This is a genomic window from Rhizobium sp. BK650 (genome assembly GCF_014195325.1).
GTDB lineage: Bacteria > Pseudomonadota > Alphaproteobacteria > Rhizobiales > Rhizobiaceae > Rhizobium.
Genome location: NZ_JACIBK010000010.1, coordinates 1 through 24,391 on the forward strand (window position 1 = coordinate 1; position 24,391 = coordinate 24,391).

The following is a 24,391-nucleotide window of genomic DNA, read 5'->3' on the forward strand; positions in this document are numbered from 1 at the left end:
GAGGGCGATCAGCCCTTTTCCTGGCTGCAACGCGAATCCAGCGATCAGATGAGCGCCGACACCGGCAAGCCGCTGACGATCACCGAGACCGGCTATCACACGTCGCTGACGGCCGATACCAACGGCGGATGGGAAGGCGTCGACGAGACGACGCAGGCAAAACTGCTTCTCAACACATTTATGGACGGCGCCTTTCTCGGATCGAAGGACACCTTCATCTACCAGCTTCTCGATGCTTACGCAGATCCACAGGGCTCCGACCAGGAAAAACATTTCGGGCTGTTCCGGCTGGACTACTCTCCGAAGCCGGCCGCAACAGCAATTCACAATCTAACGGAAATTCTCGCCGATAACGGGGCGACGCAGGCGACCTTCAATCCGGGCGCACTGAACTATTCGATCAGCGGGCTGCCGTCGACGGCACGGAGCTACCTGACGGAAAAATCGGATGGTAGCTACCAGATCATCATCTGGAACGAGCCGGATATCTGGAACCAGACATCGGACACGGCGATCCAGGCGTCAGCGACGAATGTCAACGTCAGTCTCGGCGGCGCCTTCGGTACGGTTCAGGTCTATGATCCGCTGACGGGCGACCAACCGGTAAAAAGCTTCAGCAACATATCCTCCCTCAATGTCGATGTGATCGACCATCCGATCATCATCAATATAGCGGGAGCGACGGGTGCAGGGGGAACCGGAACAACAGGCGGAGCCATCGCGCCAGACCCCCACCACTTCTACGGCAGCACCGGTGACGACACTTTCACCATCACCTCCCCTCTCGACGTCGTCGATGAGAGCCGGGGCGGAGGAACCGATACCGTCCTATCGTCGATCAGCTTCAGCTTGGCGGATTCGGCGCACGCGATCGGCGCCATCGAGAACCTGACGCTGACGGGCAACGCCAACATCAACGCGACTGGCAATGAACTCGCCAATACTCTCGTCGGCAACAACGGAGCCAACGTGCTGGATGGCGGTGCAGGCCCGGACCGCATGACCGGGGCCAAGGGTGACGACACCTATTTGGTCGATAACTCGGGTGATGTGGTGGTGGAATATGGCGGCGCGGGCAATGATACCGTCAAGTCCACCATCTCCTTCAGCCTGGCGGACAAGGACCACGTGACGGGCCACGTTGAAAATCTGACGTTGCTCGGCTCGGCAAACATCGATGCGACCGGAAGCGTCATGGACAACATCCTCATCGGCAATTCGGGAAACAATATCCTCAATGGCGGCGGAGGCGGAGACCGAATGATCGGGGGGGGTGGCAGCGACACCTACAAGGTGGGTTCGGCGGGCGACATCGTCGATGAAAGAGACGGCAGCGGCATCGACACCATCAATGCGTCCATATCCTACAATCTAGCGAATGCGCTCGGCACAGTCGAAAATCTGACGCTCACAGGCTCGTCAGCGATCAATGCCATCGGCAATGGTGAAAACAATGTGCTGACCGGCAACAGTGGAGGCAACGTGCTGTCGGGCGGCACTGGGAACGACCAGCTGATCGGCGGCAACGGCAACGATATCCTGAATGGCGGGGCTGGAGCCGACACTTTCGTCTTCGACCTTAAACCCAATGCTTACAACAACATCGACAAGATCGAAGATTTTTCGGAAAGCGCCGGCGACAAAATTGCGCTCAACCACCAGATTTTCACCGCTATCGATCCAGCGAATTTTTCCGCCGCGAATTTCGTAACTGGCACCAAGGCTTTGGATGCGAATGATAGGTTGATATACGACCAGGCGACCGGAAAGCTCTTCTACGATGGGGACGGAAGCGGACGCGGTGCGGCTGTACAGATTGGGACGCTTTCCAATCTGGCGACGCTTCATCACGACGACTTCCTGTTCCTTTGAAATTGAGCACCACCACAAGCGGCGAATGCGCAGACCGACTTTGGCAACCTGCGCAGGTCGCGATGCGGGGGTAAGCTTTGCTGGGACCTCGATACAAAACAAGGCCACGGGCGGGGCGCCTCCTGTCGCAGGAAAATGCGGTAACACATTCACGAACTGAGAGTTGTTCCTCTGTCTGCGCCCAGCCTGGGCACAGAAACGTCGATATGATCGAGGCCGTTCCTGAACGGCTTGAGGATGCTCAACGGCAATTCCGACAAAGTTGGCCCGATGATTCGAAGCGGACTAGGGCTGACGCAATGCAGCCTGGCGCAGGCGTTTCGTCTCTTGCGGGGCGCATTGGGTCGATATACTAAAACGGCTGGATGCAGGCGATGGCGAGAGTTTCTTGACTGCACAATCGCATCTCCCCGCCCCACTAACTCATAGTCAGCGCGAGTTCCGGCCTGGTCCACAAGGCCGAAACTCGAGGCGAGAGTGTTATTTTTATCGTTTCTCGGGCTTCTTCCCGATGGCGAAGTAGCCGAAGCCGTGTTTGGCCACTTCGTTGCTTGGATAAATGTTCCGAAGATCGACAATGACCGGAGATTTCATAATGGCCTTGAGGCGCTTGAGATCGAGGGCGCGAAACTCCTCCCACTCCGTGACGATGACGATGGCGTCGGCATCGGCAGCGATCTCATAAGGGTCCTTGCCATAGGTGACGGGGCCGAGCATTTCCTTGGCCGCATCCATGCCTTCCGGGTCATAGGCATGTACCGTTGCACCGCCATCGAGCAGTGCCTGAATAATGGTGATCGACGGGGCGTCGCGCATGTCATCAGTGTTCGGTTTGAAGGTGAGGCCGAGTACGGCAATCTTCTTTCCACGTACGTCACCGTCGCAGGCAGTGATGACTTTACGGCCCATAGCGCGCTTGCGGTTGTCGTTGATCGCGACGGTGGTCTCGATCAGACGGACCGGACTGTCAAAATCTTGCGCGGTCTTGACGAGTGCCAGCGTATCCTTCGGGAAGCATGAACCGCCATAGCCGGGGCCGGCATGTAGGAATTTGTCACCGATGCGCTTATCCATGCCGATCCCCTTGGCAACCTTCTGGACATCGGCACCGATTTTTTCCGAAAGGTCGGCAATCTCGTTGATGAAGGTGATTTTCATCGCAAGAAAAGCGTTCGCGGCATACTTGATCAGTTCTGAGGTGCGCCGTTCGCAGAAATAGAGCGGTGCTTCATTGAGGTAGAGCGGGCGGTAGACCTCGCGCATGACCTCGATGGCGCGCGGATCCTCGGTGCCGATCACAATCCGATCAGGACGTTTGAAATCGGTGATGGCAGCTCCTTCCCGCAAAAATTCGGGGTTGGAAACGACTGCAATATCTTTGTCCGGAAACTCGTCGCGGAAAATCCGTTCGATCTCATCACCGGTGCCGACGGGAACTGTGGATTTCGTCACGATCACCGTAAAGCCCTGGACAGCGGCAGCGATTTCACGCGCCGCTGCGTAAACATAGGTCAGGTCCGCATGGCCATCGCCACGACGCGATGGCGTGCCGACAGCGATGAATACGACATCTGCCTCACCGACGGAGGGGGCGAGATTCTTCGAGAAATCCAGACGACCGGCGCCGCGGTTCTGCTGAATGATCGATTCCAGTCCGGGCTCGTAGATCGGCACTTCGCCCGCTTCGAGCGCGTTGATCTTGGCTTCAGATTTATCGACGCAGGTTACGTGGTGACCGAAATCGGCAAAGCAGGCACCTGAAACGAGGCCAACGTAGCCCGAACCAATCATAACGATACGCATGAAGTCGTCTCCAGTTAAAAATTGCTTCAATTGGGGCTATATGTTGCAACGCAACAAATCAAGCCTTAACGACATTTTTGCGCCTTTGAGCAACTCATCCACAATGCGATATTATCGTGTTCGCTGGACAGGACAACGCCGGAACTTCGGCAGTCTGACCATATGTTCCGAGGGGGAGGATTGCAGTCCGCAGCAACAGCTTCCTGTCCGGGATCACGAAGGTACGTTTCGCCTGAAAACCAATCGCAGTTGAAGATCAAGGATCAGCTGCCTCATAGGCAATGATGCCAAGCATTAGAGCGCGGAAGAACAACATGTCAAGCCGAGAAGTACACCACATTCACGGATCTCACGAGAGCCAGCCAAAGCCGGCCTTAAATGCGCGCTGATAGGTCCTACAAGCTCCCCGACCCCGACCTTTTTAACCAGCTGCTTCTTCACAAGGCATATCTACCCCGCCGATTTTCGGCACCCCCCCCCACGAGGCTCTGGCTTTGGACTAAAGTCGGCAGAGCGCAAAACCGGTCCATTCACCCTCTAGGCATATCTACCAAAAATTGTTAAATTTCTCGAAACGGGAAGTCGCGTGCACTGATGCAGATTGCGCGGCGCATAGCGAGGCCACATGATGACGGATCGGATCTACCTACCGGAGAACGCCACCGATAAAGATATCGCGAAAGCGATTGGCGGATTAACAGCGGGAGGAACAGTCGTCCTTCCGAAAAACGCTAACATAGCGGTGACCTCTCCAATTGTTACACACGTCGATGCCAGCGACATCACAATCGATCTCAACGGAGGATCGCTAAAAGCAACTGGCAATTTCAGCGTCATCGATGTTTATGGCATTGAAAAACCACTTTATGACGTAAAACTTGGCTTGGATCCTTCTGGAAATACGACGCTTACCTATAGCCAGCTACCTGAGGGGATTAGGGCTGGGAGCTGGCTTAAAATAACGTCTGACACTCCGCTGCCGGGGGACCATATCGATGCCGGCGATAACGGTCGCTTCACGAACCTCGGCCAGGCCGCTGAGGTGATCGGGATCGACGGCAATACGGTTACCTTGCGGGGAGCGCTAGTCGACCGTGAGTCCTATATCGCCAATGTTAGAGCCGCTCTGTACTCTGAGGGGCATTTTTCGTTGCTGAACGGTCACGTCTCTGGGAACCAGTCGTCGTTCACCGAGCTAGGACCAGCCCTTATCCGCGTGCGTTCCTTGACCGACACGTCTATCAGCGACGTCACCGTTTCAGATGCCTCAAACGGTGTCGCTTTCATAAATAACGTGAATGCGAGCGCAGTCGATGTTGCAGGCACCAATCTCTATTCAGCTATCCAGTCCGCGACCTCGCTTGGTACATCGATCAATGGCCTATTCGCTGAACATGTGGCACATGGTGTATTAGTTCACACCACCGGAACTGCTCCAAACGCTAGCTCGCCATCAAACTATGGAGCCGACATCGGACTGGTCGCCAGAAATTCGGTTGTATATGATGCAGCTAAAGCGGCATTCGATTTCCACTCCGAGAGCCGAAACGGTATCTATTCCGACTCACTCGCGTTTGACTCCCGTATGTTTGGAGATCTTCGGGGCATCGGCAATGCTTTTCTTGACAGCGCCGGCGCTGGCAACGCTTACGGCGTTCAGTTCTATGAGTATGGGGATGGGGATGGGAAAAACTCCCTGGTCTCCAAGTTAGTTCTTCGAGAAACCGTTAACTACAGCTTCATAGTCAGCGGGGATCCGCAAGGGAACCTTGTTAAGGACAGTAGTTTTGAGAGTTACGGCAAGGGATATACAGTTTCGCCTAGCCGCGTTTCTTTTGTTAATACTGTTATTAAGCAAAATGTCATCGGCGATAACGACGTTATTGCCGGGACGACTTCCAACGATAAGATGCTGGGCGGAAAAGGGGTGGATCTGCTCTATGGCATGGACGGCGATGACTATCTCTGGGGCGGCCAGCAAGCCGACTTCTTAGACGGTGGAGCAGGCCGAGATCGATTCGCCTACAATGAGCTTAAAGAGGGCGGGGACGTTATTACCGGATTCAAAACCGGCAGTGATGGGGATGTAATTGATGTCTCTGTGTTGGGCTTGCGGCTAGGGTGGGATAGCGGGGACTACATTGCTGAAGGGCACCTAAGGGTGATTCAATTAGGAACAGACACTGCTGTCCAAGTCCTCGCCCTTGAAGATTGGACGACGCTGGCTGTGTTGGACAACGTGCTTTCCAGCTCTTTCACTCCAGCCAATCTGCAAGTGAAACTCTCGGAGGCGCTACCGCAATTCGAATATGTCAAGGTTGATCAATATGGCACCTCGGCGAGCGACTGGCTGACAGGTTCGCCGGGGGCAGACATCTTTCACGGTTCTGAGGGTGACGACTCGTATATATTCAACAGCGCGTTGGACCAGTTTGCTGAAGGCGCCGACGGTGGAAACGACACAATTTGGGCGTCGTTGGGAGTCGATATTCGAGGACTAAATCAGATTGAAAATATTCGCCTTCAGGAGAGCGCAGGTGTGGCAACCATATTCGGCAATGCCTCTGGTAACCTTCTGACTGGAAACTCAAACACAAACACGATCGTCTCTGGACTCGGAAACGACAGGATCTACGGCAAAGGCGGAGCAGATACTTTCGTATTTGCTGAAGCCGGACCAGCGAACGCCGATAGCATTTGGGACTTTGATCGCGATGATCGGATTGCTTTAGAAGCTAGTTATTTCCGGGGCCTCGATGGGAACGGCGACGGCTTGATCGACGAGGGTGCCTTTTCGTTTGGCACTAACTCCACGAGTTCGCATCCGCAAATCGTGTACGATAATAACGCTGGAAAGCTCTACTACGATAGTGACGGCGTTGGGGGCGATGAACCCCAACTTGTAGTTAATCTGCCCACCGCAAAAGCCTTCTTCGATATCGATAGTGTCTTGTTGCTTTGATCCGTCGGACGAAAGGAACACCTGAGATATCAAGTTTCCCGGAAGCCCCGCCGCTGTCAATCGGCAACAAGGTGCAGATTTCGCTCTTTGAATGGTTCTTCGACACCCCAGTCGAATTGAGCCTTAACCCGGCAAATTCCAACGCCCGCTGGCCTAAATGGGGGTGCATGTCAGAACCTATAGCCGCCAATCCACCACCAGAAGCGAAATTGAGGATCAGGCGTCGAAGACGGCGATAACTCCTTCCATCAGGGGGATAACGGCGCGATTGGCCGCTTAGCGAACACTAACTCGCCTGCCAGAGCCCTGATCCCGTGAATATTAGAAACGTGGAGCGGTTGCCAAATCACGTCCCCTCGGGTTAAAGCAAATCGGGTCGTTCCTACAATGGAATTCACTATCCTGTCGTACAGGTCCGGTGCGGTAATCGGGACATCGAGATTGTTTCCAATGACAAATCTATGAATGTTAGCGGATGTAAGATTTGCGTTAAAATTCCCAATTATAAGAGCGTTTTTTGATCTCTTCCGAACCAGCTTAGACAGGTTATACAATTCAAACATTTGGAAATCGTCAAACCACGGCTTTGATAGATCAACAAGGTAGAGGTCCGCGACGCTGGCGGCTAAGCCGAATTCCAGTCGTATCGCGCGAAAAGACTGTATAGGGCTTAGAGGTTCTTCGGACTTAATGACCATCGCTAGCTTAGAAAGCACTAAGTATCCCTCTCTGCAGGTCGAGTTGTAACCGATAATTGTATCCTGCTGATCAGTGCAAGCCTGCTCTTCCCTTCCAATGCGAAAAATAGCAACATCTGGGTTCAAGTCGCTTACAACGTTTTGTATTCCTCCGCGATTTTTGAGATTTGCGGCATACACGGTCTCTGCGTACAAAACGCGAATATGGTCAATACTTTCGCCCGGCAAGGTTGTTAATCGGGCGTCGCTTATATTGCCGAGGACCGTCAATGATATCGAGGCGAATAATATTCCAATCGAAATCAGATTTCGAAAAATACAAAGAAAGAAAAGGGATACTATCGCGATAATCATTCCTGCTTGAGTCTGCACGTTACTCAACAGGGAAAATATCCAGCTATCGGAAATGTATCTTCCATAAAACAAGAGCAGGAAGCATGTAAGAAACGTATTTGAGGTAGCAAGAAAGGTATTGTACACTCAGACCTCCGGGAGCCAATGTTGTGAATTTGTAGAGGCGCAAATATCAAGGACCCGATATATCCCGCCCCCACTCCGGTGGCAAAAACAGAAGATGCAGTGACGTCGTTGGACTGTGCAATGGCCGAACTTATGACGCAGCCTACGCCCGTCGCCTGCACCGTCAACGCGAGCAAGGGGGAAGAAGGTTCAGTCATTCTGTTCGATAACAATCGAAGCTCACCATCCTGACATCGTCTTGCCTGCTCATTTGCTGATTTCGACATCCAACGACGGCCCCCGCCACCGGTGGGCGACACGTCAAAAATCGGATGTGCGATTGACACGCGCAGACGATTTGGTCTTAGTTGCACCGCAACATAGCCTTAGGCGGTCGAAACAGCTTTAGACCTAGAAAACTGCAATGACATAGCTGGAGATTCATTTGAAGCAACGGTTCATCCTCATATCGACAAGCGATATGCAGTCGGGACGCAGTTCAGAATTGACGCGAATGATACACTCGGTGCAGGCTTGGTCGGCATCTGCACCACATATCGAACCCGTTCTCTTTGTTCTGGCTCAGCGCTGCAATGCTGATGAATTAAAGGCGCTTCGTGAAACATTTCCATCTTGGATTCGATGGATGAACACCGAAACGAGGGTGTCACTATCTAATGCCCGCAACATACTACTCGGCCCTGAAGCGGCGGGCTCCGCTATATCCGCGGATGACATTGTGGGATTCCCCGACGACGATTGTTGGTATCCTCAAGGAACGCTTACAATGATTTCGCGTGCTTTCGAGGCAAACCCACAGCTCGATTTTTGGTTTTGTCGCTACAGCTCGGCTCCTAATAATAATCCGACCGAGCTAGTGGGCTTTCGTCCAAGCTTGCAAACTGTAATTTCAAGGGCATCGTCCAATACGATTTTCGTACGGGGACGTCTCGCTACCCTTGTTGGTGGCTTCGATCCAGATCTAGGCGTTGGCGCTCAACTGGCGGGTGGAGAGGATACTGACTACGCACTCCGCGCTTTTCGGCAGGCAAGGGAAACTCTCTTTGTTGATGGCGCCGTCGTCGGTCACCGCGACCCGGACAAGCGGCTGCGCGGGAAGTATTATCCTGGCGCGTTGAGGGCCATTTCGAATAATGCGAGCGGGAATAGTGCTTGGGTCGCGGCTTTGGTTCGTAAGCTGGCGGTCGGGCTATGGTTGATCTTGAAAAGACAGATGACACCCAGGACCTACCTGTTTGCATTATCCAATATCGTGAATTCACGCAAGGGTCGTTGATGGCGCGCTCGTTAAACAAGTTTATCAAACTTCAACGTTTTCTTGTTGGTTGTAAACGTTTGTATCTGACAAAAGTCTGGGGAATGGATATCCATCCCACAGTTGTCATGTCGCTCAGTGCGCGGTTAGACAAGACGCATCCTCGAGGGATCCACATAGGCGAGGGGACCTACATCGCATTTGACGCAGCGATTCTCGCACACGATATGTCGCGGGCACTCAAGGTGGATACACGTGTCGGACGGAATTGCTTCATTGGCGCACGAAGCATCATTCTGCCAGGAGTGACGATTGGTGATGGCAGCGTGATTGGCGCCGGCAGCGTGGTTACGAAAAGTGTGCCACCTGGAAGTGCGGTCGCTGGTAATCCAGCGAAAGTGATCAAGACCGGCATTGAAGTGCTCAAGTTTGGGCGGTTCAAGGACAGGGTGACATGAGAGTTTCCGTTGTTATTCCCTGTTACAACGCCGAGCAATTTCTCCGCCAGGCGGTCGCGTCAGTCCTATCGCAGACTTACGAGGACATTGAGTGCATAATTGTCGACGATGCATCGACTGACGCATCGAGAGACATTATTACTGCACTGGCAAAAACCGATGATCGATTGGTTCCGATATTCCTCGGTCATAATTCTGGACCATCCGTCGCGCGGAACAGCGGCATCGAAAATGCGACGGGAGATTGGATTACTCTCCTCGACGCGGACGATCTATATGCGACAGATCGAATCGAGAAACTGGTGACCGCCACGCACGAATACCCCTGCGATATGATCATCGATAATCAAAGCGTTCGAACCTTTCCCGACGGACCTCACTTATTCTCAGGTTTTTCGTTTTTGCCAAGTGGAAGCGTCATTAATCTAACCCCTGAGCTCTTCTTCCGCGAGGATTCAAGGCTGGACGGCTTTCTGCGACCTGGATACATGAAGCCGATGATAAGCCGAACATGGCTCTCAGCCACCGGGCTACGCTTCGACCCGTCAGTACGCGTCGGCGAAGACTTTCTCTTTTATGCAAATCTACTAACGGAGGGCGCGCGCTGCCGGGCCCTGGGTTACGATGGATATCTTTACCGCCGTCGGCCAACCTCTCTCAGCCGTTCAGCGTTTTCAAATTTGCGGTCGATGGCAATCATGACTGAAAATTTCAAAGCGGGGAACTTGGAACGGCTTTCAAAAAGTTCGCAACGCTCGCTTGACCGAAAATCGGCATATCTAAGGCGGTTCGCTGACCTCATGGAAGCTCGAGCGGCGATATATCGTCGCGAGCCACTCGCAGCAACCAGGATTGCTTTACGTTCGCCGAATGTGGCTCTGGCGCTTACCCAGGTGCTTCGCCGAAATCTCCTTCGGACTATTCGGTTGCAACCTTAGGAATTATGTCGTGGCTTCAGTGCTCAAAGCGTCGGCGTGGAGTTTTGCTGCGAACTGGGGACAGCAGCTCATATCCACCGGAACATTTTTATTCCTGGCTTATCAGCTACAGGCTTCAGACTTCGGCATTGTCGCGTTGGCTGCAGCCGTTGTCGATCTATTTACGGTCATAGCACGCTTTGGACAGGTCGAAGCACTGCTGCAACACGCGGATACTTCGGAAGAACACATAGCGAGCTCCTTTTGGCTCCTGATCGCGATCGGCTTCGGACTTACTCTTGCGATCGTAATATTGGGCGTCGCGTCTCCGTATTTATATGACGATATGCGCGTTGAAACTATATTATTTCTCCTTGCTCCGATACCGATTATACAAAATGTCGCGATCATACATGAATATCACCTGCGTCGCAGGCTCGAATACCGGGGAATTGCCGTCCGAAATATAAGCGCTACTTTTTTAAGTGGGCTGGCTTCGATCACCCTAGCGTATTGGGGATTCGGGTACTATGCCTTGGTCGCACAAAAGCTAATATTCACGGCTATAAACTCGCTTGCACTTATATTGTATCTTCGTTGGAAGCCAGGGTTCGTCCTTCCTAACACTCGCTATGTTCGTAATTTAGCTCGCGCTGGCTTCAATGTGTCGAGCTCGAACATGATCGGAATGGCAAACGGACGAATAATCGACCTGTTCGTTGGGCATTTCTTGGGGGTCGTGGCGCTCGGAAACCTCAGGATCGCGTGGAGACTCTTTGATCTGCTCCTGCAGTTTGTGGTCCAACCAATCACAACGGTCGCCGTCAGTTCCTTTACAAGGTTACGGAACTACAAAGAAATCAAAGGCTCGGTCCTCGATTATATCAGCGTACTTTCATTAATTTGCTTCCCGCTATTTGTGGGTGCGTCAGTGTTCAGCACCCAAATCATGGTTGTAATGTTAGGGCAGAAATGGGGAGATTCAGGTTGGATATTGGGGTATTTGTGTCTGAGCGCTTTCGCGCTCCCCATAAACAATATTTTCGCGCCTTCAATTATTGCTACGAAAAATACGGATATCCTCCGAAATCAATCCGTGATGCAACTGGTGTTTACGTCGGTGACAGTCGCGATATCTACCCAGTTCAACTTACCCACGGTAATTCTTATTCACGTCACGCGCGTTTATCTCTTCTCTCTAGTATATCTCTATATCTTGAAGCGTGACATGGATGTCGGTTTTCAAGATGTCCTGCGAAAATCAATCGGTCCGCTTGTCGCGACTGCGGCAATGTTCGCCGCACTGTATGCGATGCAAAATATCGGTAATCGCAACAACCTTATCGTTCTCATTGTTGAGATTGGAGCGGCGGCTTTGACCTATCTACTGGTCGTTGGCCTGGGAGAATACCTGGGCTTCTGGAGCGGAAATGCGGCTGCGACAATCAGACTCATCCAGCGCAAGATCGGAAAGATATAATGTCCCGTCACTTCAAACTACATTACTATAAAGATCCGAAAGGTAATTTCGGCGATGACATAAATGAATGGCTGTGGGACCGGCTGGCGCCTGGCGTGTTTGACGAGAGCGCTGAAACTCTTTTTTGCGGGATCGGGACTCTCATAGATCAGACGATGCCAGTCGCTTCCAACTGGGTCATATTCACGAGTGGCGTTGGGTATGGACCCCGCCCGCCAAACTTCAATTCAAAGGGTTGGACAATTGGCTGCGTAAGAGGACCGCTTTCGGCAAAGGTGCTGGGATTGGATGACCGTTACGCAATTACCGATGGAGCAGCGCTTCTCAGCCTACTCCCTGAGGGGAAACCTTTGCCCGTCGATGAGCGAAGGGGAACACTCTTCATTCCTCATCATAAGGCGATCGATGACAGTCAGTTGGAGGCTTCTTGTCGTCTAGCCGGCATTGAATATCTCAGCCCACGGGAAGAAAGTAAGCGTGTCATTGAACGAATAAGAACCGCCCGCCTGGTCATCGCGGATGCGATGCACGGAGCGATAGTGGCTGATACTCTCCGCGTGCCTTGGATACCGGTCCAAACTTCATCGGAGATCAACACGTTCAAGTGGCTCGATTGGACAGCTTCACTTGGCATGCCCTACAATGCGATCCCGCTTCCGGCCAGTTCCGCCGTCCAATTTTGGCGAAATGCGACACTGCCACTGTACAAACAGAATTTTGCGCTTTCGTTACCCACTATGGAGAATGCAATTGCACACTACGAGGCGCATGAGCGGTTGCGGATCAAGCCTTGGTGGACAACGAGGCGAAATCTCGGCCACGGCTTTTACAAGCGCCTTGTAGCGCCCAGCATGAAATCAACGCTCTTAAGCCCATTGCGAAAGCGCTGGGACCATGTGGCTCTCGAAAAAACCGCGGCTGAACTTAACCGAATTGCCAAGGAACCGTCCTTTTTGAGTAGCGACGCCAAATTCTACACCGCTCGAGACCGTCTCGTTGCTCGCTTCGAAGAAGTTACGGGTGCCACAATCAGTTTGGGATGATGTCAGAATGATATTCCGATTTTTCCTGGGACTCTACTTCGCGGTAATCCTCATAAACTTACAGTCTATCGGCCTCGTTTCGTCAGCCAATCAGATTGAGAAGTCGCTTCTATTTGTGGCGGGCTTAGCCTTTGTTTTGACTAGGAAAGTCGACAGATTCAACGTGATTTGCGTCACATTGATCATGCTGACCACGGTCGCATGTGCCTTTCTCACATCTTATAACCAGTTCGATCTCGGTCGATATTTCAAAAGCGCGTTTTCGCTCCTTTCCATATTCATGCTGTTACTTGGGATCCCATTGGAAAGAGACCGCACGTTTCTCCTTCGACTCTGTGCCTGGACTCCCGTGGTTTGTGTTGGTTTGGGAATCCTCTATAACGCCGCAGGGATCCATACCCTGTGGTATACGGATTTCCTAGGCGTGACGCGCTTGCAGGCCGCCTCTATTCCGGCTGGTTTGGGTTCCTTTGGATATATCGGCAGCGTCGCAGCAATCCTATGTGCGGTTTTTTTTGATAAGCGGTATTTCGCACTGACGATTACAAATCTCGTAATCCTTCTGCTTAGCGCGGCGCGTATGCCTCTGGCGTTGGCACTCGGGATTTGCCTAGTCGTTTATTTTTCTTTCTATGCACGAAGCCTAGTTCAGGCATATTTATCTGTGTTCGCTTTGGTAATTGTCGGCGCGTCTGCATTCTTCTCCGTCGGGACCGGCATACTCAATCGGTTCGAGAGCAACTCCCTCAGCGGCCGAGATTTGCTTTGGGAAGCATTGGATCAAGTTTTAAATCAGTATCCCTGGTTTGGCATTGGTTTGGGACACCAGATTACCGTTGTCCCGGATGAGGTTATGGTGAAAGCGGCCACGATCGCCGCCCATAATGAATACCTTAGAGTCGCGCTTGAGACAGGATACATCGGCGCCTGCCTGATATTTAGCATAATGGCTTTGATTTTTGTCAGGTACCTGTACCTTTTCGCAGCAGCAAGAAGCTTAATGTATATCAGTCTTGTTGCTAGCTTCTTTATCTATTGCAAAACGGATAACGCGATCAGCTCCGGCGTCACGCCGTTCATTCTTGTTTTGGCGGTATTCAATTTTGCCCGGCCGCAGGCATATCTAAAGGCAGGCGGCATCAAGCAGGCGCCTTCAAGGAATCTTAACAGCCGAATTCGGAAAAGCGCGTATTTACCAGCACGAGGATTACCCCATATAGATTATGACCTCAGGCCCTGAGCCCAGGTTTGATGAGGTCATTGATGCCCACGTATACCGACGAGGATCTGAGGTGTTTGCAAATATCGTATCGGATTACAAGGCCTACCGCCGACCACTTCTGGCACAAGGATTCTATGCGTGCCTAATCCACCGCTTTGGTTACGCAACTAGTCGCAGCAAGATCGGCCCGTTCCGTTGGGTGGCAAAGCTGTTCCATCTCATATTGATTAAGGTTTCAGAAGTCCTCTTTGGAATTTACATAGGACCAAACGTGATAATGGGAAGGGCCTTCGTGATTGAACATTTTGGGGGCGTGATCATTCATTCAAGCACTCGGATCGGAAATAACGTGAGGATACGCCAAGGCGTAACCATTGGGAACAGATCGGTCACCCATCCTAACGACGTGCCAAATATAGGAAACAATGTCGATATTGGCGCAGGAGCTAAGATATTGGGGCCAATAAGGATCGGAGATGGGGCCGTGATTGGTGCAAATGCTGTTGTCATTAGGGATGTTCCTCCTGGTGCAACCGCGGTTGGAGTGCCCGCACGCCTCGTCACGTCGAGGATGCCTCCGCCCAATTACGATGCACGGATAGATTTCAAGATGTAGCTGTCGAGGCAGCCACCAGTGCTAGGGCTAGAACCGCAGACCTGACACCCTGCATGCGGTGTCGTCCGGATATGAGCGGTGTGGATTTGTCGAAGAGAGCCGCAATGATTAATCGCCGATCTATGCTGAAGAGTTGCGCTGCGATAGCAGCTGTGAGTTTCTCGTGCGTAACAGATATTATGGCCAAGGATGCGCATGGTGATCGGGATCATTCACCACCCGACTTACCGCTTGCGTCCGGTGCGAAAGTTCTTGGTTTTGGGCACTCATTTATCCAGCGCGCCGGTTGGGGTATTCTCGTGAACGAGATCCCACGAGATATGAACGCGAGCAACGCCAGGGGCGTGTTGCCGTGGATCCGTTTGTGGGATCAGCGGTTCAACCTGGATGTATTTATTGATCCCAACAACAATCTCGGGAAAAACAACTTTGTCTCCGGCGCGTTTCAGGGCGTCGGCGGTGATCATATAGTTCGTGACGGCCACGCCCCAGGAACACTCCCCCGAACGCCTTACGTCATAGCCCGAGCTCCGGATATCGTTTATTTGGATATCGGAACTAATGATATCTCGGGGGGGGTGAATGCCGCAGAGCTTATCGCCCTCTTAGACCAACAGATCAGTATGTTGATCCGCAGCGGGATATGGGTGGTGGTTCAGACCATTACCGATAGGAAGAGTTGGCCGGAGGGTCACCCGAAGCAACTGGTAGTAACTGCGGTCAACGATTGGCTCCTTAGTCAGGATGGTAGGACCGGTCTAAGGATATGTGACCTCACGAAATCGGGCTTCAATTATCCCGCCTTCGATTTCACCCTGTTCGGCGGCGATGTGATCCATCCAAATCCGAAAGGGGCCAGGGCTATCGCACTCACGCTGCTGCCAATCTTGCAGGAAATGGTTAAGCCCTTTGATGCGGTTAATCCTGATCAACATTCCAGCGGCAACATGTGGCCGAACTTTGGCTTACGTGGAACGGAAGGCAGTAAGACCCCCGGGGCGGTCATCGGTGAGGTCGCAACAGACCATAGAATTATTCGTGTTGCAGGCGACAGTATCGCTCACTGCTCCAAAGAAATGTCCGAACAGGGCCACGAAAAGCAGGTTATCACATTTATTCCGAGCGGTACAAAATCGGAAAATCGTGTCGAACAATGGCGTTTCTGCACGTCTAACTCCCTTGATCTTAGCGCTTCGGGTATTGTGCCGGGGAAGGATTGGTTGGAAGCTCTGCTCTTCGTCGAGGCTTCGTCATGGATCGGATGGCTAAGTCTGGAGTTGCAAATTGCAGTAGATGGCACGCAGCCTTATGTCGCGCGTGGTGGCTTAATCAACCCGGATGCAAAAACCCAAAATCTTCCCCTAGGTGACGACGGCTTCTCTGGGTGGTTCAGAATCTGCCGATTCCAGATTCCGGAGCAAATTAACCCGAAAGCCTTGCGGATCGACACGCGGCCGTTCTCAATTCAGTTTGATCGTCAAGCGACCGGGTCCGGAACTCTCAAAATTAGTCAGCCGGTCCTCCGTAAGGCTTCGGACCCCCGTTCCGCGTGGAATATTGCTTGAGGTCGGGTTCATGAGCAAATCTGAAGGCTTCATTCAACCTTGGCAGGGTCGCTATTTGTCTCAGAAGAAAACGCTCCACAAATTGGCATCTTCTTATGCCAATAGATTCTTGATTGTTCTTCTTCCTCTGATTTGTATCGCATCATCTGCGAGTAGCGTCAGCGGAGAGGAGCTTTTGCGCTTCCCCCCGAAGTTAATGAAGTCCGTAGAAGGGTATGCGGTGATACCTCGAACGCCGTTCCGGTGCCAAACCGTTCCTCCGATGACGGATATGTCTCAATTCTTCACGTTCTATCAAGAGGGAAAGACGCAGTCCGCGGTGGACCCGAAGGCCATGGCTGCCTACGTCAGGCGGACTGCTCTGCTCGATAAGGCGAAAGCCAATTTGTCGTCGCTAATCCAACAACTCGGTTCGCGTCCATCAGAAGACGCCACAATAGCCGAATGCATAATGCGTCAGATTTACGTCTTTTCAGAGAACGACGCTCTGTTGGGCAATTTAGACGACAATAATCTTGGAGGCCGCCGTCAAGCGGTGTTGGTGGGAATATGGAGTGCAATCAAGTTCTCACAAGCTTTCGCGATCGCATCTGAGCATTTCGCTGTCAGCTCGGAACAACAGGTTTCGGTGAAGAGGTGGTTTTCTCGTCTCTCCGACGTGTTCATCGGCGAATTCACACCACCCCTCAATCCCCGCGAAGAAAAATACAAGTGGCTGGATAACAACGCCAACACACGATATTGGGCGGGCGCGGCTGTTGGAATGCTCGCGGTCCACGTTCAGGATGCCGCTAAGTTCGACTGGGCGATGATGGTGCTCCATTCCGGGCTTGATCAAATACAAGATGACGGAAGTTTGCCATCGGAACTGCGGCGTGGAGCACGCTCACTTCACTATCAGAGTTTTGCCATGAGCGCATTGGCAATCCTTGTGAACTTGGCAGACTCTAACAAGGTTAGCCTCTCTCCAAATGAGGAGCGCAGACTCCTGAACGCAATCAATTTCACCATCGAAATGTACAGGAACCCAGAAATTTTGTCTAAGCGAGTTGGGCATGAGCAGATCGAGAGACCACGAATGGGAGAATGGCTTTCGGACCTGGTAGAACATGTCAGCCCTATTGACTCTGGTCTGACCAAAAAAATGATGGATGTTATCGAGGACCGCTAACGCCTTTCACGTGGAAAATTTCGAAGGGGTCTGACAAACTGAGGGACGCTAGACTTCCTGCCCAACGTTCGCACGCCCTCCGAGAGTGTTGCTAATCTTTATCAGGGCTGCTGCTGGCGCCCAGGCGTCCTTCCAATGCGGCAGTTTAACTCTGGAGCGCCTCAAGGACGGCTTCACGCAGGTAGCTTTGTAGCCGTCGTTTGCTTCTCTCGATTTCATTTGAAGCGAGAGCTGGCTTTAGGTCGCCGGCCAATAGCAAGTCGTTCAATTGAGCTTTCGATTCAGCGATATAGATCCCTGGTCTTTCCTTCAACGCTCCAACGGTCGCGAGCTGATGATCATTACGATGCTCGCCGAACGATGAAAGCCTCGGTACTAAGATAATCGGCTTCCTATAAGCATAAGCTTTGAGTACTGTACCGATGCCTGCATGCGATACGATCAAAGAGCAGCTTCTCAATTTTTGGTCGAATTCAGAGGCTTCGACATTTGCTGACCATGAATGATTCACGGGTTTGAAGTGCCCGGCGCCGATCTGTGAAAAGACTTCTTCACTTAACGATGGCGCGATCTCATCAATCATCATTATCAAACGATCGAAAGGAAGTTGAGTACCCACTGTAACGACGATCATAAAAGCGCTCCCTCGAAGATCGGGCCCCTGGATCGGCTCAAATGCTCCCATTGGGTAACCCAATGGTCGCAGATGTAACGAGCCATCTTACCCGACATCGACAGTTGTTCAACGTTAGCGAAGCTGTCGACCCAAATGGACTTGGCGCCAACGAATTTACCCAACGCGATGCAGATTAAACCTGGCGCTGCGCCAGTCGATATAATGACTTTTGGACGAAGGGTGAACACTATCCGAGCACACTGGATAAGACATTTAGCGACTTGTAAAGGTTTGTCACGATTACAATCATATACAACAAAGCCGTCCGTTTTTTCCGACTGCTTCAATAGCTCCCGCTTAGTGGTTACAAATGTGACCGGCAAATCTTGTAACGATTCCGATAATAGAAGAAGCTGTTGCCAATGGCCGCCACTCGACGCAACGGCCAACACCCCTGATTTCATAACGTTGATCCTCTTTCGTATCTGCTCGATCTTCCAATGCAAGCAACCGTCGTTGCGGTCTCTTAACGATGTCGCGAATATCAGCACGCCCGGCGCGCCACTGCAACGCAGCAAACATATTCAAGTCTGCTGCATTGCACAATCGTAGAGAAGCTGCCTGATCCTGCAGAGGTCCTAAAGACCGCGAAAACTATGGCTTAATTTCTACCAAACTCATCCACGATACGAATTATATCGTCTTCGCCGAGATAGGAACCGGTCTGAACCTCGATGAGTTCCAGCAGAATCTTGCCAGGATTTGCGAGGCGATGGACTTCCCCGAGGGGGATATAGACCGACTCGTTTTCGCGCAACATCTGCACATTGTCGCCGATCGTGACTTCGGCCGTTCCCTTCACGACGATCCAGTGCTCGGACCGATGGTGGTGCTTCTGCAGCGACAGCTTTTTTCCGGGCGTCACGAAAATCCGTTTCACCTGAAAGCGGTCGCCGTTGAAGATCGACGTGTAGCCGCCCCAGGGACGGTAGGAGGTCGGGTGTGTCTCCGTCAGCTTCGACGTCTTTTTCTGACCGGCGAGCAGCTTAACGAGGTTACCGACTTGCTGGCTTTCCTTCAGCGGGCCGACATAGACGGCATCCTCGCTGGCAATGACTGCTACATCGTCCATGCCCTGAACGGCGAGATGCACACCATGGGTCATGACGAGGGAGTTACGGGTGTTGACAACAGTGGTGTTGGCAGCGGCAATGTTACCGTTTTCGTCCTGGACGCCGGTTTTCCATATGGCATCCCAGCTGCCGAGGTCTGACCATTTGAAGGCAGACTGCACGACCACCGCTTTGGACGTTTTTTCCATTATCGCGTAGTCGATGGAGATGTCAGGGCTTTTTGCGAATTGCTCAGCATCGAGACGCGTAAAGTCCAGATCGTGCGTCGCGTTTGAAACAGCTTTGCTGGCTGCTTTCAGAACATCCGGTGCATAGTCCTGCATTTCGGAAAGCAGTTCAGAAACCGGGAACATGAAGATGCCAGAATTCCAGTAGAAGCCGCCGGCGGCAAGCATTTCCTCGGCTTTTTCGCGAACTGGCTTTTCAACAAAGCGCTTGACTTCGTGGGTACCGCCCGCAAGCTGCTTGCCGACCTCTATATAACCATAGCCGGTTGCCGGCTCCGTCGGCGTGATGCCGAAGGTGACGAGCTTGCCGTTTATGGCCGCATCCCGTGCTATACGAATGGCATCGAAATAGGCTTGGTCGGCCAGAATTTCGTGATCGGATGCCAGCATCTGGATGATTGCGTCTTTACCGAAATGCTCGGAAGCCAGTCTTGCAGCCGCTGCCACTGCCGCAGCCGTATTGCGAGCGACAGGCTCCAGCAACACAGCGGTGAGGCGAATATCGAGTTCGCGGGCCTGTTCCGCAACGAGGAAGCGGAAATCCTCATTCGTCACGACGACGGGAGCCTCGTAAAGCGCCGGATCGGCAACGCGGATCAGTGTTTCCTGAAACAGCGTCTTGTCTCCGACGAACTGGATGAACTGCTTCGGGGCTGTTGCGCGTGAGAGTGGCCACAGACGTGTGCCCTTGCCACCAGCCATGATCACGGGGACGATTTTCTGTGTCATAGGATGTTCTACCTCGAAATGAACGGCCACATTTGTCGCATGATTAGCGCGCTTCTGCCCAGCGCCTAATTCGGGTCAATCCCGCATTCAAAAGGCTCACGGCGGCTGCCGCATCTCCGGCTTCTACGTAACACCGCATTTCAGGTGCGTTGCCGGACGGACGGAAATGAATGATGCGACCGTCGCGCAATATCACGCGCAAACCGTCAATATCACTTTTCGAACCGACCTCACCAATGGGCTGCAGGAATTCTGTCAGGTTAGTGTCCGATCCATGCAGGTAGGCCATCAATGCTGTGCTGGTTTCGAGCGGAAAATTCTCAAGACGGTCTGCCGCCGCAAAGGGCAGTTTATATGAGGCGGCAATGATCGAAAGCGGCTCTTTGCGAATTGCGGCAAGCGAAAGCGTTGCCAGCATCGGCAGGAAGCAATCGCGTGTGGGCAGCGCCCGCACGCTGCGCCCGTTGATATCGAAGGACGTTGCTGTCAGTAGCCCGCCATTTGCCTCGAAGCCCATGACCAGGTCCTTGCCTGCTGCGACGGCCTCTTCCATGCCGGCGATCACGAAGGGAGAGCCAACGCGAGTGCGGACAACGTTGAAAGGCCCTGCTGCCTCGATGCCGGAATTGGAGGTGACCGGCGTAACGACAGTATGGGCTCCCAGGAAGTTGGCTGCGATAATCCCGAGAAGATCGCCGCGCAGCGGCACCCCGGTTTCGTCAGCAACCAAGGGGCGGTCGCCGTCGCCATCGGTGGAGACAATCGCGTCGAGGCCATGTGTAGAGGCCCAACTCTTCAGAAGTGCGATCGTCTCTTCCGAAACAGCTTCGGTATCGACCGGAATGAAGGTTTTGGACCGGCCAAAGGCGACGACCTCTGCACCGTAGTAGGCGAGGATATCGACCATAAGGTCGCGGGCGACAGTGCTGTGCTGATAGACGCCGATCTTCATCCCAGCAAGCGCGGCTTCAGGCAAGAGGGCTGTATTGCGCTCGAAAAACAGCTGCAGGCAATGCGCAGAGTGATCTTCGAAGGGAGCTGGCGTGCTGATGACAGCGTCGCCTGCGGCTTCGATTTCGGCTGCCAACCGGGTAATGGCAACTTCGTCCGCTTTGTCGATCTCGCCGTCGGGACGGTAGAACTTGATGCCATTGCGGTCAGCTGGAATATGCGAACCCGTTATCATCAGGCATGCGGCCCTTCTCTCGAGGCCATAAAGCGCAAGGGCCGGCGTGGGAACGGTTTTGCAGTCGAAAAGTTTAAAACCTAAGCTTGCGAGCGCCCCCGCACAGTTGCCTGCGATTTCTGGGCTGGAGCCGCGGAAGTCACGCCCGATCAGGATGACATCGTCCTGTTCTGCTTTCTTGCTCTGCAACAGATATCTGCCGAAAGCCGTAGCATAAAGCGCCGACGACCGTCCCTTGAGATCCGCCGACAGACCGCGAAGGCCGCTTGTTCCAAACTTCATGCGAAACATCCTCGCGCTGTGATCGGCCGTTTCTACCGCGTTGATTTGCTTTGTAAACAGCAAAATCAGGAGATAGTTAAGCCCGGCTGGCGGCATAAGCAAAGTATTGCCATCTTTTGAGTATTGTTGCTAGCGATTTTGCCAATACTAATAGATTTCCGACTTATGACAGTTGCTCCCTACTCGAGATTGGCAATATCCACTGTGACTATTGCCGTGTTGCAGGTTCGCGCATTTTTGCTAGAACGGCTATCCTAAATCAGGTGTGTTGATCCCGGAGGTGTGCGTCGTGAGCGAGACGTCAGTCACTCTAGATGAGAGCTGGAAGGCGGCTCTCGCCGGCGAGTTCGCAAGTCCCTATATGCAGCAGCTTAAGATCTTCCTGCTGGAGCAGAAGGAACTCGGCCGGCGGATATTTCCCCGAGGAAGTGAATATTTCCGAGCCCTAGACCTGACCCCGCTTGCGAAGGTTAAAATCGTAATCCTCGGGCAGGATCCTTATCATGGCGTGGGGCAAGCGCACGGGCTCTGTTTCAGCGTGCGGCCGGGCGTGCGTATACCGCCCTCTCTCATAAATATTTACAAGGAGCTGGAGACGGATCTCGGTATTCCACCGGCGCGGCACGGCTTTCTGGAACATTGGGCTCGGCAGGGAGTGCTGCTGCTGAATAGCGTGCTGACAGTGGAGGAATCTCAGGCTGCCTCGCATCAGGGCAAAGGCTGGGAGCGATTTACCGACGCCGTCATCCGCAAGGTAAATGAAGATTGCGATGCTGCCGTTTTCATGCTCTGGGGTTCCTATGCTCAAAAGAAGGCGACTTTCGTTGATGAAAGGCGTCATCTGGTGCTGAAAGCGCCTCATCCGTCGCCGCTTTCAGCGCATAACGGTTTTTTCGGATCCCGGCATTTCTCGAAGGCGAACGCGTTTCTCCAGTCGCATGGCCGAGAGCCTATCGACTGGCAGCTTCCCGCCAGTCCTTGAACGCTTACACGTTGTCGTTCACAAAATAGAGACAATGCGTGTCAGCTTGCCGGGCTATGAGAAACGGATCGAGAGGCTCATCTAAGACCCATCGAAAGCCCGCCGATGCGGGTAGAAAGGGTCTCAAATGCTCGATCAAATCAAGGGTCTGCACCACGTCACATCGATGGCGGAGGATGCTCGCACCAATAATCAGTTCTTCACCAATGCGCTGGGCCTGCGCCGCGTCAAGAAGACAGTCAATTTCGACGCTCCGGATGTCTATCACCTCTATTACGGTGACGAGACCGGGGCGCCTGGCACGATTATGACCTATTTCCCCTTCCCGAAGATGCCGCAGGGCCGCCCGGGCACCGGCGAGGTTGGCACCACGGTATTCTCCGTCCCGCAAGGCTCACTCGGCTTCTGGAGCGATCGCTTGGTGAAGCTTAACGTTGGTGGCCTCAAAGCAGAGGAGGCTTTCGGTGAAAAGCGCCTGAATTTTGCTGGTCCCGATGGAGACGGATTCGCCCTTGTCGAGGTGAAGGACGATACCCGCGCTCCTTGGACGCATGGTGGCATCAGCGAAGATCATGCCATCCGCGGCTTCCACTCCGTTGTCATGCGGTTGAGGGACGACGGCGCCACCGCCGAACTTCTGAAGTTCATGGGGTATGAGGTTCAGGAAGAACGAGACGGCGTTAAGCGGTTCATCATGCCCGGCGGCAACGGCGCGCACCTCGTCGATCTCGAGACCATGCCTAACATCGCCCGCGCACTTCCGGGTGCTGGTTCCGTCCACCACGTCGCCTTCGCTGTCGAAAACCGCGAAAAGCAGCTTGAGGTGCGCAAGGCGCTGATGGACACGGGCTATCAGGTTACGCCGGTCATCGACCGCGACTACTTCTGGGCGATCTATTTCCGCACGCCGGGCGGTGTGCTGTTCGAGGTCGCAACCAACGAGCCTGGTTTCGATCGCGACGAGGATACAGCCCATCTGGGCGAGGCATTGAAGCTGCCGCAACAGCATGCTCATCTGCGCGCTCTTATCGAGCAGCATCTGCAGCCCCTCGAAGCGTAATTGGAGCTAGATCAATGACCGAAAATGGCTATGTGCACCGGCTGCATGCCGGTGCACCCGGCAATCCTATCCTTTTCGTACTTCACGGGACGGGTGGCGACGAGAATCAATTCTTCAATTTCGGCAGGCGATTGTTGCCGCAAGCGACCGTCGTTTCGCCACGTGGCGATGTCTCTGAATATGGGGCAGCCCGATTTTTCAAACGCACGGGGGAGGGTGTCTATGACATGGCTGACCTTGCGCGGGCGACCGAAAAGATGAGCGGCTATGTGCAGGATTTGGCGGCAGCACATAACGCATCCACAATTCTCGGGTTGGGATTTTCGAACGGCGCCAACATTCTGGCGAACGTGCTTATCGAGAATGGCCTGTTCGATGCGGCAGCTCTGCTCCATCCGCTCATCCCGTTCCGGCCACGTGCTAATCCTGATCTTGTCGGCCGCAGGATATTAATTACGGCAGGCCAGCGTGATCCGATTTCACCGGTCGCCTTGACCGAAGCGCTTTCCTCATATTTCGAGGGTCAGAATGCGCAAGTGCAGACGGTATGGCACTCGGGAGGACACGACATCCGGCCCAATGAGATCGAGGCCATCGGCGCGTTCTTCTCGGGACTGATGTGATAAAAAAATTA

20 protein-coding genes are annotated in these 24,391 nt (G+C 53.1%); 14 read left to right on the plus strand and 6 right to left on the minus strand.

Annotation, left to right across the window (positions count from 1 at the left end; all coding sequences use genetic code 11):
- Positions 1 to 1,872: calcium-binding protein (locus FHX15_RS21900; RefSeq protein ID WP_184400472.1), on the plus strand; the 1,872-nt coding region annotated here is incomplete at its 5' end.
- Between the two features lie 486 nt (positions 1,873 to 2,358).
- On the opposite strand, the gene FHX15_RS21905 is transcribed toward FHX15_RS21900, so the two are convergent.
- Positions 2,359 to 3,675, minus strand: a complete 1,317-nt coding sequence (locus FHX15_RS21905) for a UDP-glucose dehydrogenase family protein (RefSeq protein WP_184400473.1) — start codon at positions 3,673 to 3,675, stop codon at positions 2,359 to 2,361.
- Between the two features lie 625 nt (positions 3,676 to 4,300).
- Between FHX15_RS21905 and FHX15_RS21910 the strand changes: the two genes are divergently transcribed.
- Entirely contained in the window at positions 4,301 to 6,637 is a 2,337-nt protein-coding gene (locus tag FHX15_RS21910; protein ID WP_184400474.1) for a calcium-binding protein, read from the plus strand.
- Positions 6,638 to 6,885: 248 nt separating this feature from the next.
- Here the strand turns inward: FHX15_RS21910 and FHX15_RS21915 are convergent, their stop codons facing one another.
- Entirely contained in the window at positions 6,886 to 7,815 is a 930-nt protein-coding gene (locus FHX15_RS21915) for a hypothetical protein (protein ID WP_184400475.1), read from the minus strand.
- A 424-nt stretch (positions 7,816 to 8,239) separates the two neighbouring features.
- Here FHX15_RS21915 and FHX15_RS21920 point away from each other — a divergent pair, with 424 nt between their 5' ends.
- The 9 genes from FHX15_RS21920 to FHX15_RS21960 all read left to right on the plus strand — a co-directional run bounded on the left by FHX15_RS21920 (position 8,240) and on the right by FHX15_RS21960 (position 17,542).
- Entirely contained in the window at positions 8,240 to 9,091 is an 852-nt protein-coding gene (locus tag FHX15_RS21920) for a glycosyltransferase family 2 protein (protein ID WP_184400476.1), read from the plus strand.
- Positions 9,091 to 9,528, plus strand: a complete 438-nt coding sequence (locus FHX15_RS21925; protein ID WP_113208088.1) for an acyltransferase — start codon at positions 9,091 to 9,093, stop codon at positions 9,526 to 9,528. The genes FHX15_RS21920 and FHX15_RS21925 overlap by 1 nt, the downstream gene beginning before the upstream one ends.
- The gene (locus FHX15_RS21930; RefSeq protein WP_184400477.1) at positions 9,525 to 10,466 is read left to right on the plus strand and encodes a glycosyltransferase family 2 protein; all 942 of its coding nucleotides are present in this window, start codon (positions 9,525 to 9,527) and stop codon (positions 10,464 to 10,466) included. The genes FHX15_RS21925 and FHX15_RS21930 overlap by 4 nt, the downstream gene beginning before the upstream one ends.
- Positions 10,467 to 10,476: 10 nt before the next feature.
- A complete protein-coding gene (locus FHX15_RS21935) occupies positions 10,477 to 11,925 on the plus strand; it encodes an oligosaccharide flippase family protein (protein WP_184400478.1) in 1,449 nt (482 codons plus the stop codon).
- A complete protein-coding gene (locus FHX15_RS21940; protein ID WP_184400479.1) occupies positions 11,925 to 12,968 on the plus strand; it encodes a polysaccharide pyruvyl transferase family protein in 1,044 nt (347 codons plus the stop codon). Before FHX15_RS21935 ends, FHX15_RS21940 begins: the two co-directional genes overlap by 1 nt.
- 7 nt (positions 12,969 to 12,975) lie before the next feature.
- Positions 12,976 to 14,208 (plus strand): O-antigen ligase, encoded by a 1,233-nt coding sequence (locus FHX15_RS21945; protein ID WP_184400480.1) that lies wholly within the window; start codon positions 12,976 to 12,978, stop codon positions 14,206 to 14,208.
- On the plus strand, positions 14,192 to 14,806 hold the full coding sequence (locus tag FHX15_RS31500) for a serine O-acetyltransferase (RefSeq protein WP_184400481.1): 615 nt from the start codon (positions 14,192 to 14,194) through the stop codon (positions 14,804 to 14,806). The genes FHX15_RS21945 and FHX15_RS31500 overlap by 17 nt, the downstream gene beginning before the upstream one ends.
- A 179-nt stretch (positions 14,807 to 14,985) precedes the next feature.
- On the plus strand, positions 14,986 to 16,371 hold the full coding sequence (locus FHX15_RS21955; RefSeq protein WP_184400482.1) for an SGNH/GDSL hydrolase family protein: 1,386 nt from the start codon (positions 14,986 to 14,988) through the stop codon (positions 16,369 to 16,371).
- 10 nt (positions 16,372 to 16,381) lie between these two features.
- Complete coding sequence (locus tag FHX15_RS21960) at positions 16,382 to 17,542, plus strand: alginate lyase family protein (protein ID WP_184400483.1); 1,161 nt, start codon at positions 16,382 to 16,384, stop codon at positions 17,540 to 17,542.
- 145 nt (positions 17,543 to 17,687) lie between these two features.
- Here the strand turns inward: FHX15_RS21960 and FHX15_RS21965 are convergent, their stop codons facing one another.
- From FHX15_RS21965 to FHX15_RS21980, 4 genes are all read right to left on the minus strand, one after another.
- The gene (locus FHX15_RS21965) at positions 17,688 to 18,176 is read right to left on the minus strand and encodes a glycosyltransferase (RefSeq protein WP_184400484.1); all 489 of its coding nucleotides are present in this window, start codon (positions 18,174 to 18,176) and stop codon (positions 17,688 to 17,690) included.
- Entirely contained in the window at positions 18,173 to 18,622 is a 450-nt protein-coding gene (locus FHX15_RS31800; RefSeq protein ID WP_184400485.1) for a glucuronosyltransferase, read from the minus strand. The genes FHX15_RS21965 and FHX15_RS31800 overlap by 4 nt, the downstream gene beginning before the upstream one ends.
- Before the next feature lie 197 nt (positions 18,623 to 18,819).
- Positions 18,820 to 20,247 carry a mannose-1-phosphate guanylyltransferase/mannose-6-phosphate isomerase gene (locus FHX15_RS21975; protein WP_184400486.1) on the minus strand — a complete coding sequence of 476 codons (1,428 nt, stop codon included), beginning with the start codon at positions 20,245 to 20,247 and terminating at the stop codon, positions 18,820 to 18,822.
- A gap of 43 nt (positions 20,248 to 20,290) precedes the next feature.
- Positions 20,291 to 21,715 carry a phosphomannomutase gene (locus tag FHX15_RS21980; RefSeq protein ID WP_184400487.1) on the minus strand — a complete coding sequence of 475 codons (1,425 nt, stop codon included), beginning with the start codon at positions 21,713 to 21,715 and terminating at the stop codon, positions 20,291 to 20,293.
- 289 nt (positions 21,716 to 22,004) lie between these two features.
- On the opposite strand from FHX15_RS21980, the gene ung reads away from it, so the two are divergent.
- The 3 genes from ung to FHX15_RS21995 all read left to right on the plus strand — a co-directional run bounded on the left by ung (position 22,005) and on the right by FHX15_RS21995 (position 24,380).
- On the plus strand, positions 22,005 to 22,697 hold the full coding sequence (ung, locus tag FHX15_RS21985) for a uracil-DNA glycosylase (RefSeq protein WP_184400488.1): 693 nt from the start codon (positions 22,005 to 22,007) through the stop codon (positions 22,695 to 22,697).
- Between the two features lie 127 nt (positions 22,698 to 22,824).
- Positions 22,825 to 23,757, plus strand: a complete 933-nt coding sequence (locus tag FHX15_RS21990) for a VOC family protein (RefSeq protein WP_184400489.1) — start codon at positions 22,825 to 22,827, stop codon at positions 23,755 to 23,757.
- Positions 23,758 to 23,771: 14 nt separating this feature from the next.
- On the plus strand, positions 23,772 to 24,380 hold the full coding sequence (locus FHX15_RS21995; RefSeq protein ID WP_184400490.1) for an alpha/beta hydrolase: 609 nt from the start codon (positions 23,772 to 23,774) through the stop codon (positions 24,378 to 24,380).
- The last annotated feature ends 11 nt before the right edge of the window (positions 24,381 to 24,391 follow it).

What these genes read in the sequence shown, in the direction of transcription:
- FHX15_RS21995 (WP_184400490.1), top strand. Translation starts at nt 23,772, where the DNA reads ATGACCGAAAATGGCTATGTGCACCGGCTGCATGCCGGTGCACCCGGC.
- FHX15_RS21910 (WP_184400474.1), top strand. Translation starts at nt 4,301, where the DNA reads ATGATGACGGATCGGATCTACCTACCGGAGAACGCCACCGATAAAGAT.
- FHX15_RS21930 (WP_184400477.1), top strand. Translation starts at nt 9,525, where the DNA reads ATGAGAGTTTCCGTTGTTATTCCCTGTTACAACGCCGAGCAATTTCTC.
- FHX15_RS21960 (WP_184400483.1), top strand. Translation starts at nt 16,382, where the DNA reads ATGAGCAAATCTGAAGGCTTCATTCAACCTTGGCAGGGTCGCTATTTG.
- FHX15_RS21955 (WP_184400482.1), top strand. Translation starts at nt 14,986, where the DNA reads ATGGCCAAGGATGCGCATGGTGATCGGGATCATTCACCACCCGACTTA.
- FHX15_RS21905 (WP_184400473.1), bottom strand. Translation starts at nt 3,675, where the DNA reads ATGCGTATCGTTATGATTGGTTCGGGCTACGTTGGCCTCGTTTCAGGT.
- FHX15_RS21945 (WP_184400480.1), top strand. Translation starts at nt 12,976, where the DNA reads ATGATATTCCGATTTTTCCTGGGACTCTACTTCGCGGTAATCCTCATA.
- FHX15_RS31800 (WP_184400485.1), bottom strand. Translation starts at nt 18,622, where the DNA reads ATGAAATCAGGGGTGTTGGCCGTTGCGTCGAGTGGCGGCCATTGGCAA.
- FHX15_RS21975 (WP_184400486.1), bottom strand. Translation starts at nt 20,247, where the DNA reads ATGACACAGAAAATCGTCCCCGTGATCATGGCTGGTGGCAAGGGCACA.
- FHX15_RS31500 (WP_184400481.1), top strand. Translation starts at nt 14,192, where the DNA reads ATGACCTCAGGCCCTGAGCCCAGGTTTGATGAGGTCATTGATGCCCAC.
- FHX15_RS21940 (WP_184400479.1), top strand. Translation starts at nt 11,925, where the DNA reads ATGTCCCGTCACTTCAAACTACATTACTATAAAGATCCGAAAGGTAAT.
- FHX15_RS21990 (WP_184400489.1), top strand. Translation starts at nt 22,825, where the DNA reads ATGCTCGATCAAATCAAGGGTCTGCACCACGTCACATCGATGGCGGAG.
- FHX15_RS21980 (WP_184400487.1), bottom strand. Translation starts at nt 21,715, where the DNA reads ATGAAGTTTGGAACAAGCGGCCTTCGCGGTCTGTCGGCGGATCTCAAG.
- FHX15_RS21925 (WP_113208088.1), top strand. Translation starts at nt 9,091, where the DNA reads ATGGCGCGCTCGTTAAACAAGTTTATCAAACTTCAACGTTTTCTTGTT.
- FHX15_RS21965 (WP_184400484.1), bottom strand. Translation starts at nt 18,176, where the DNA reads ATGATCGTCGTTACAGTGGGTACTCAACTTCCTTTCGATCGTTTGATA.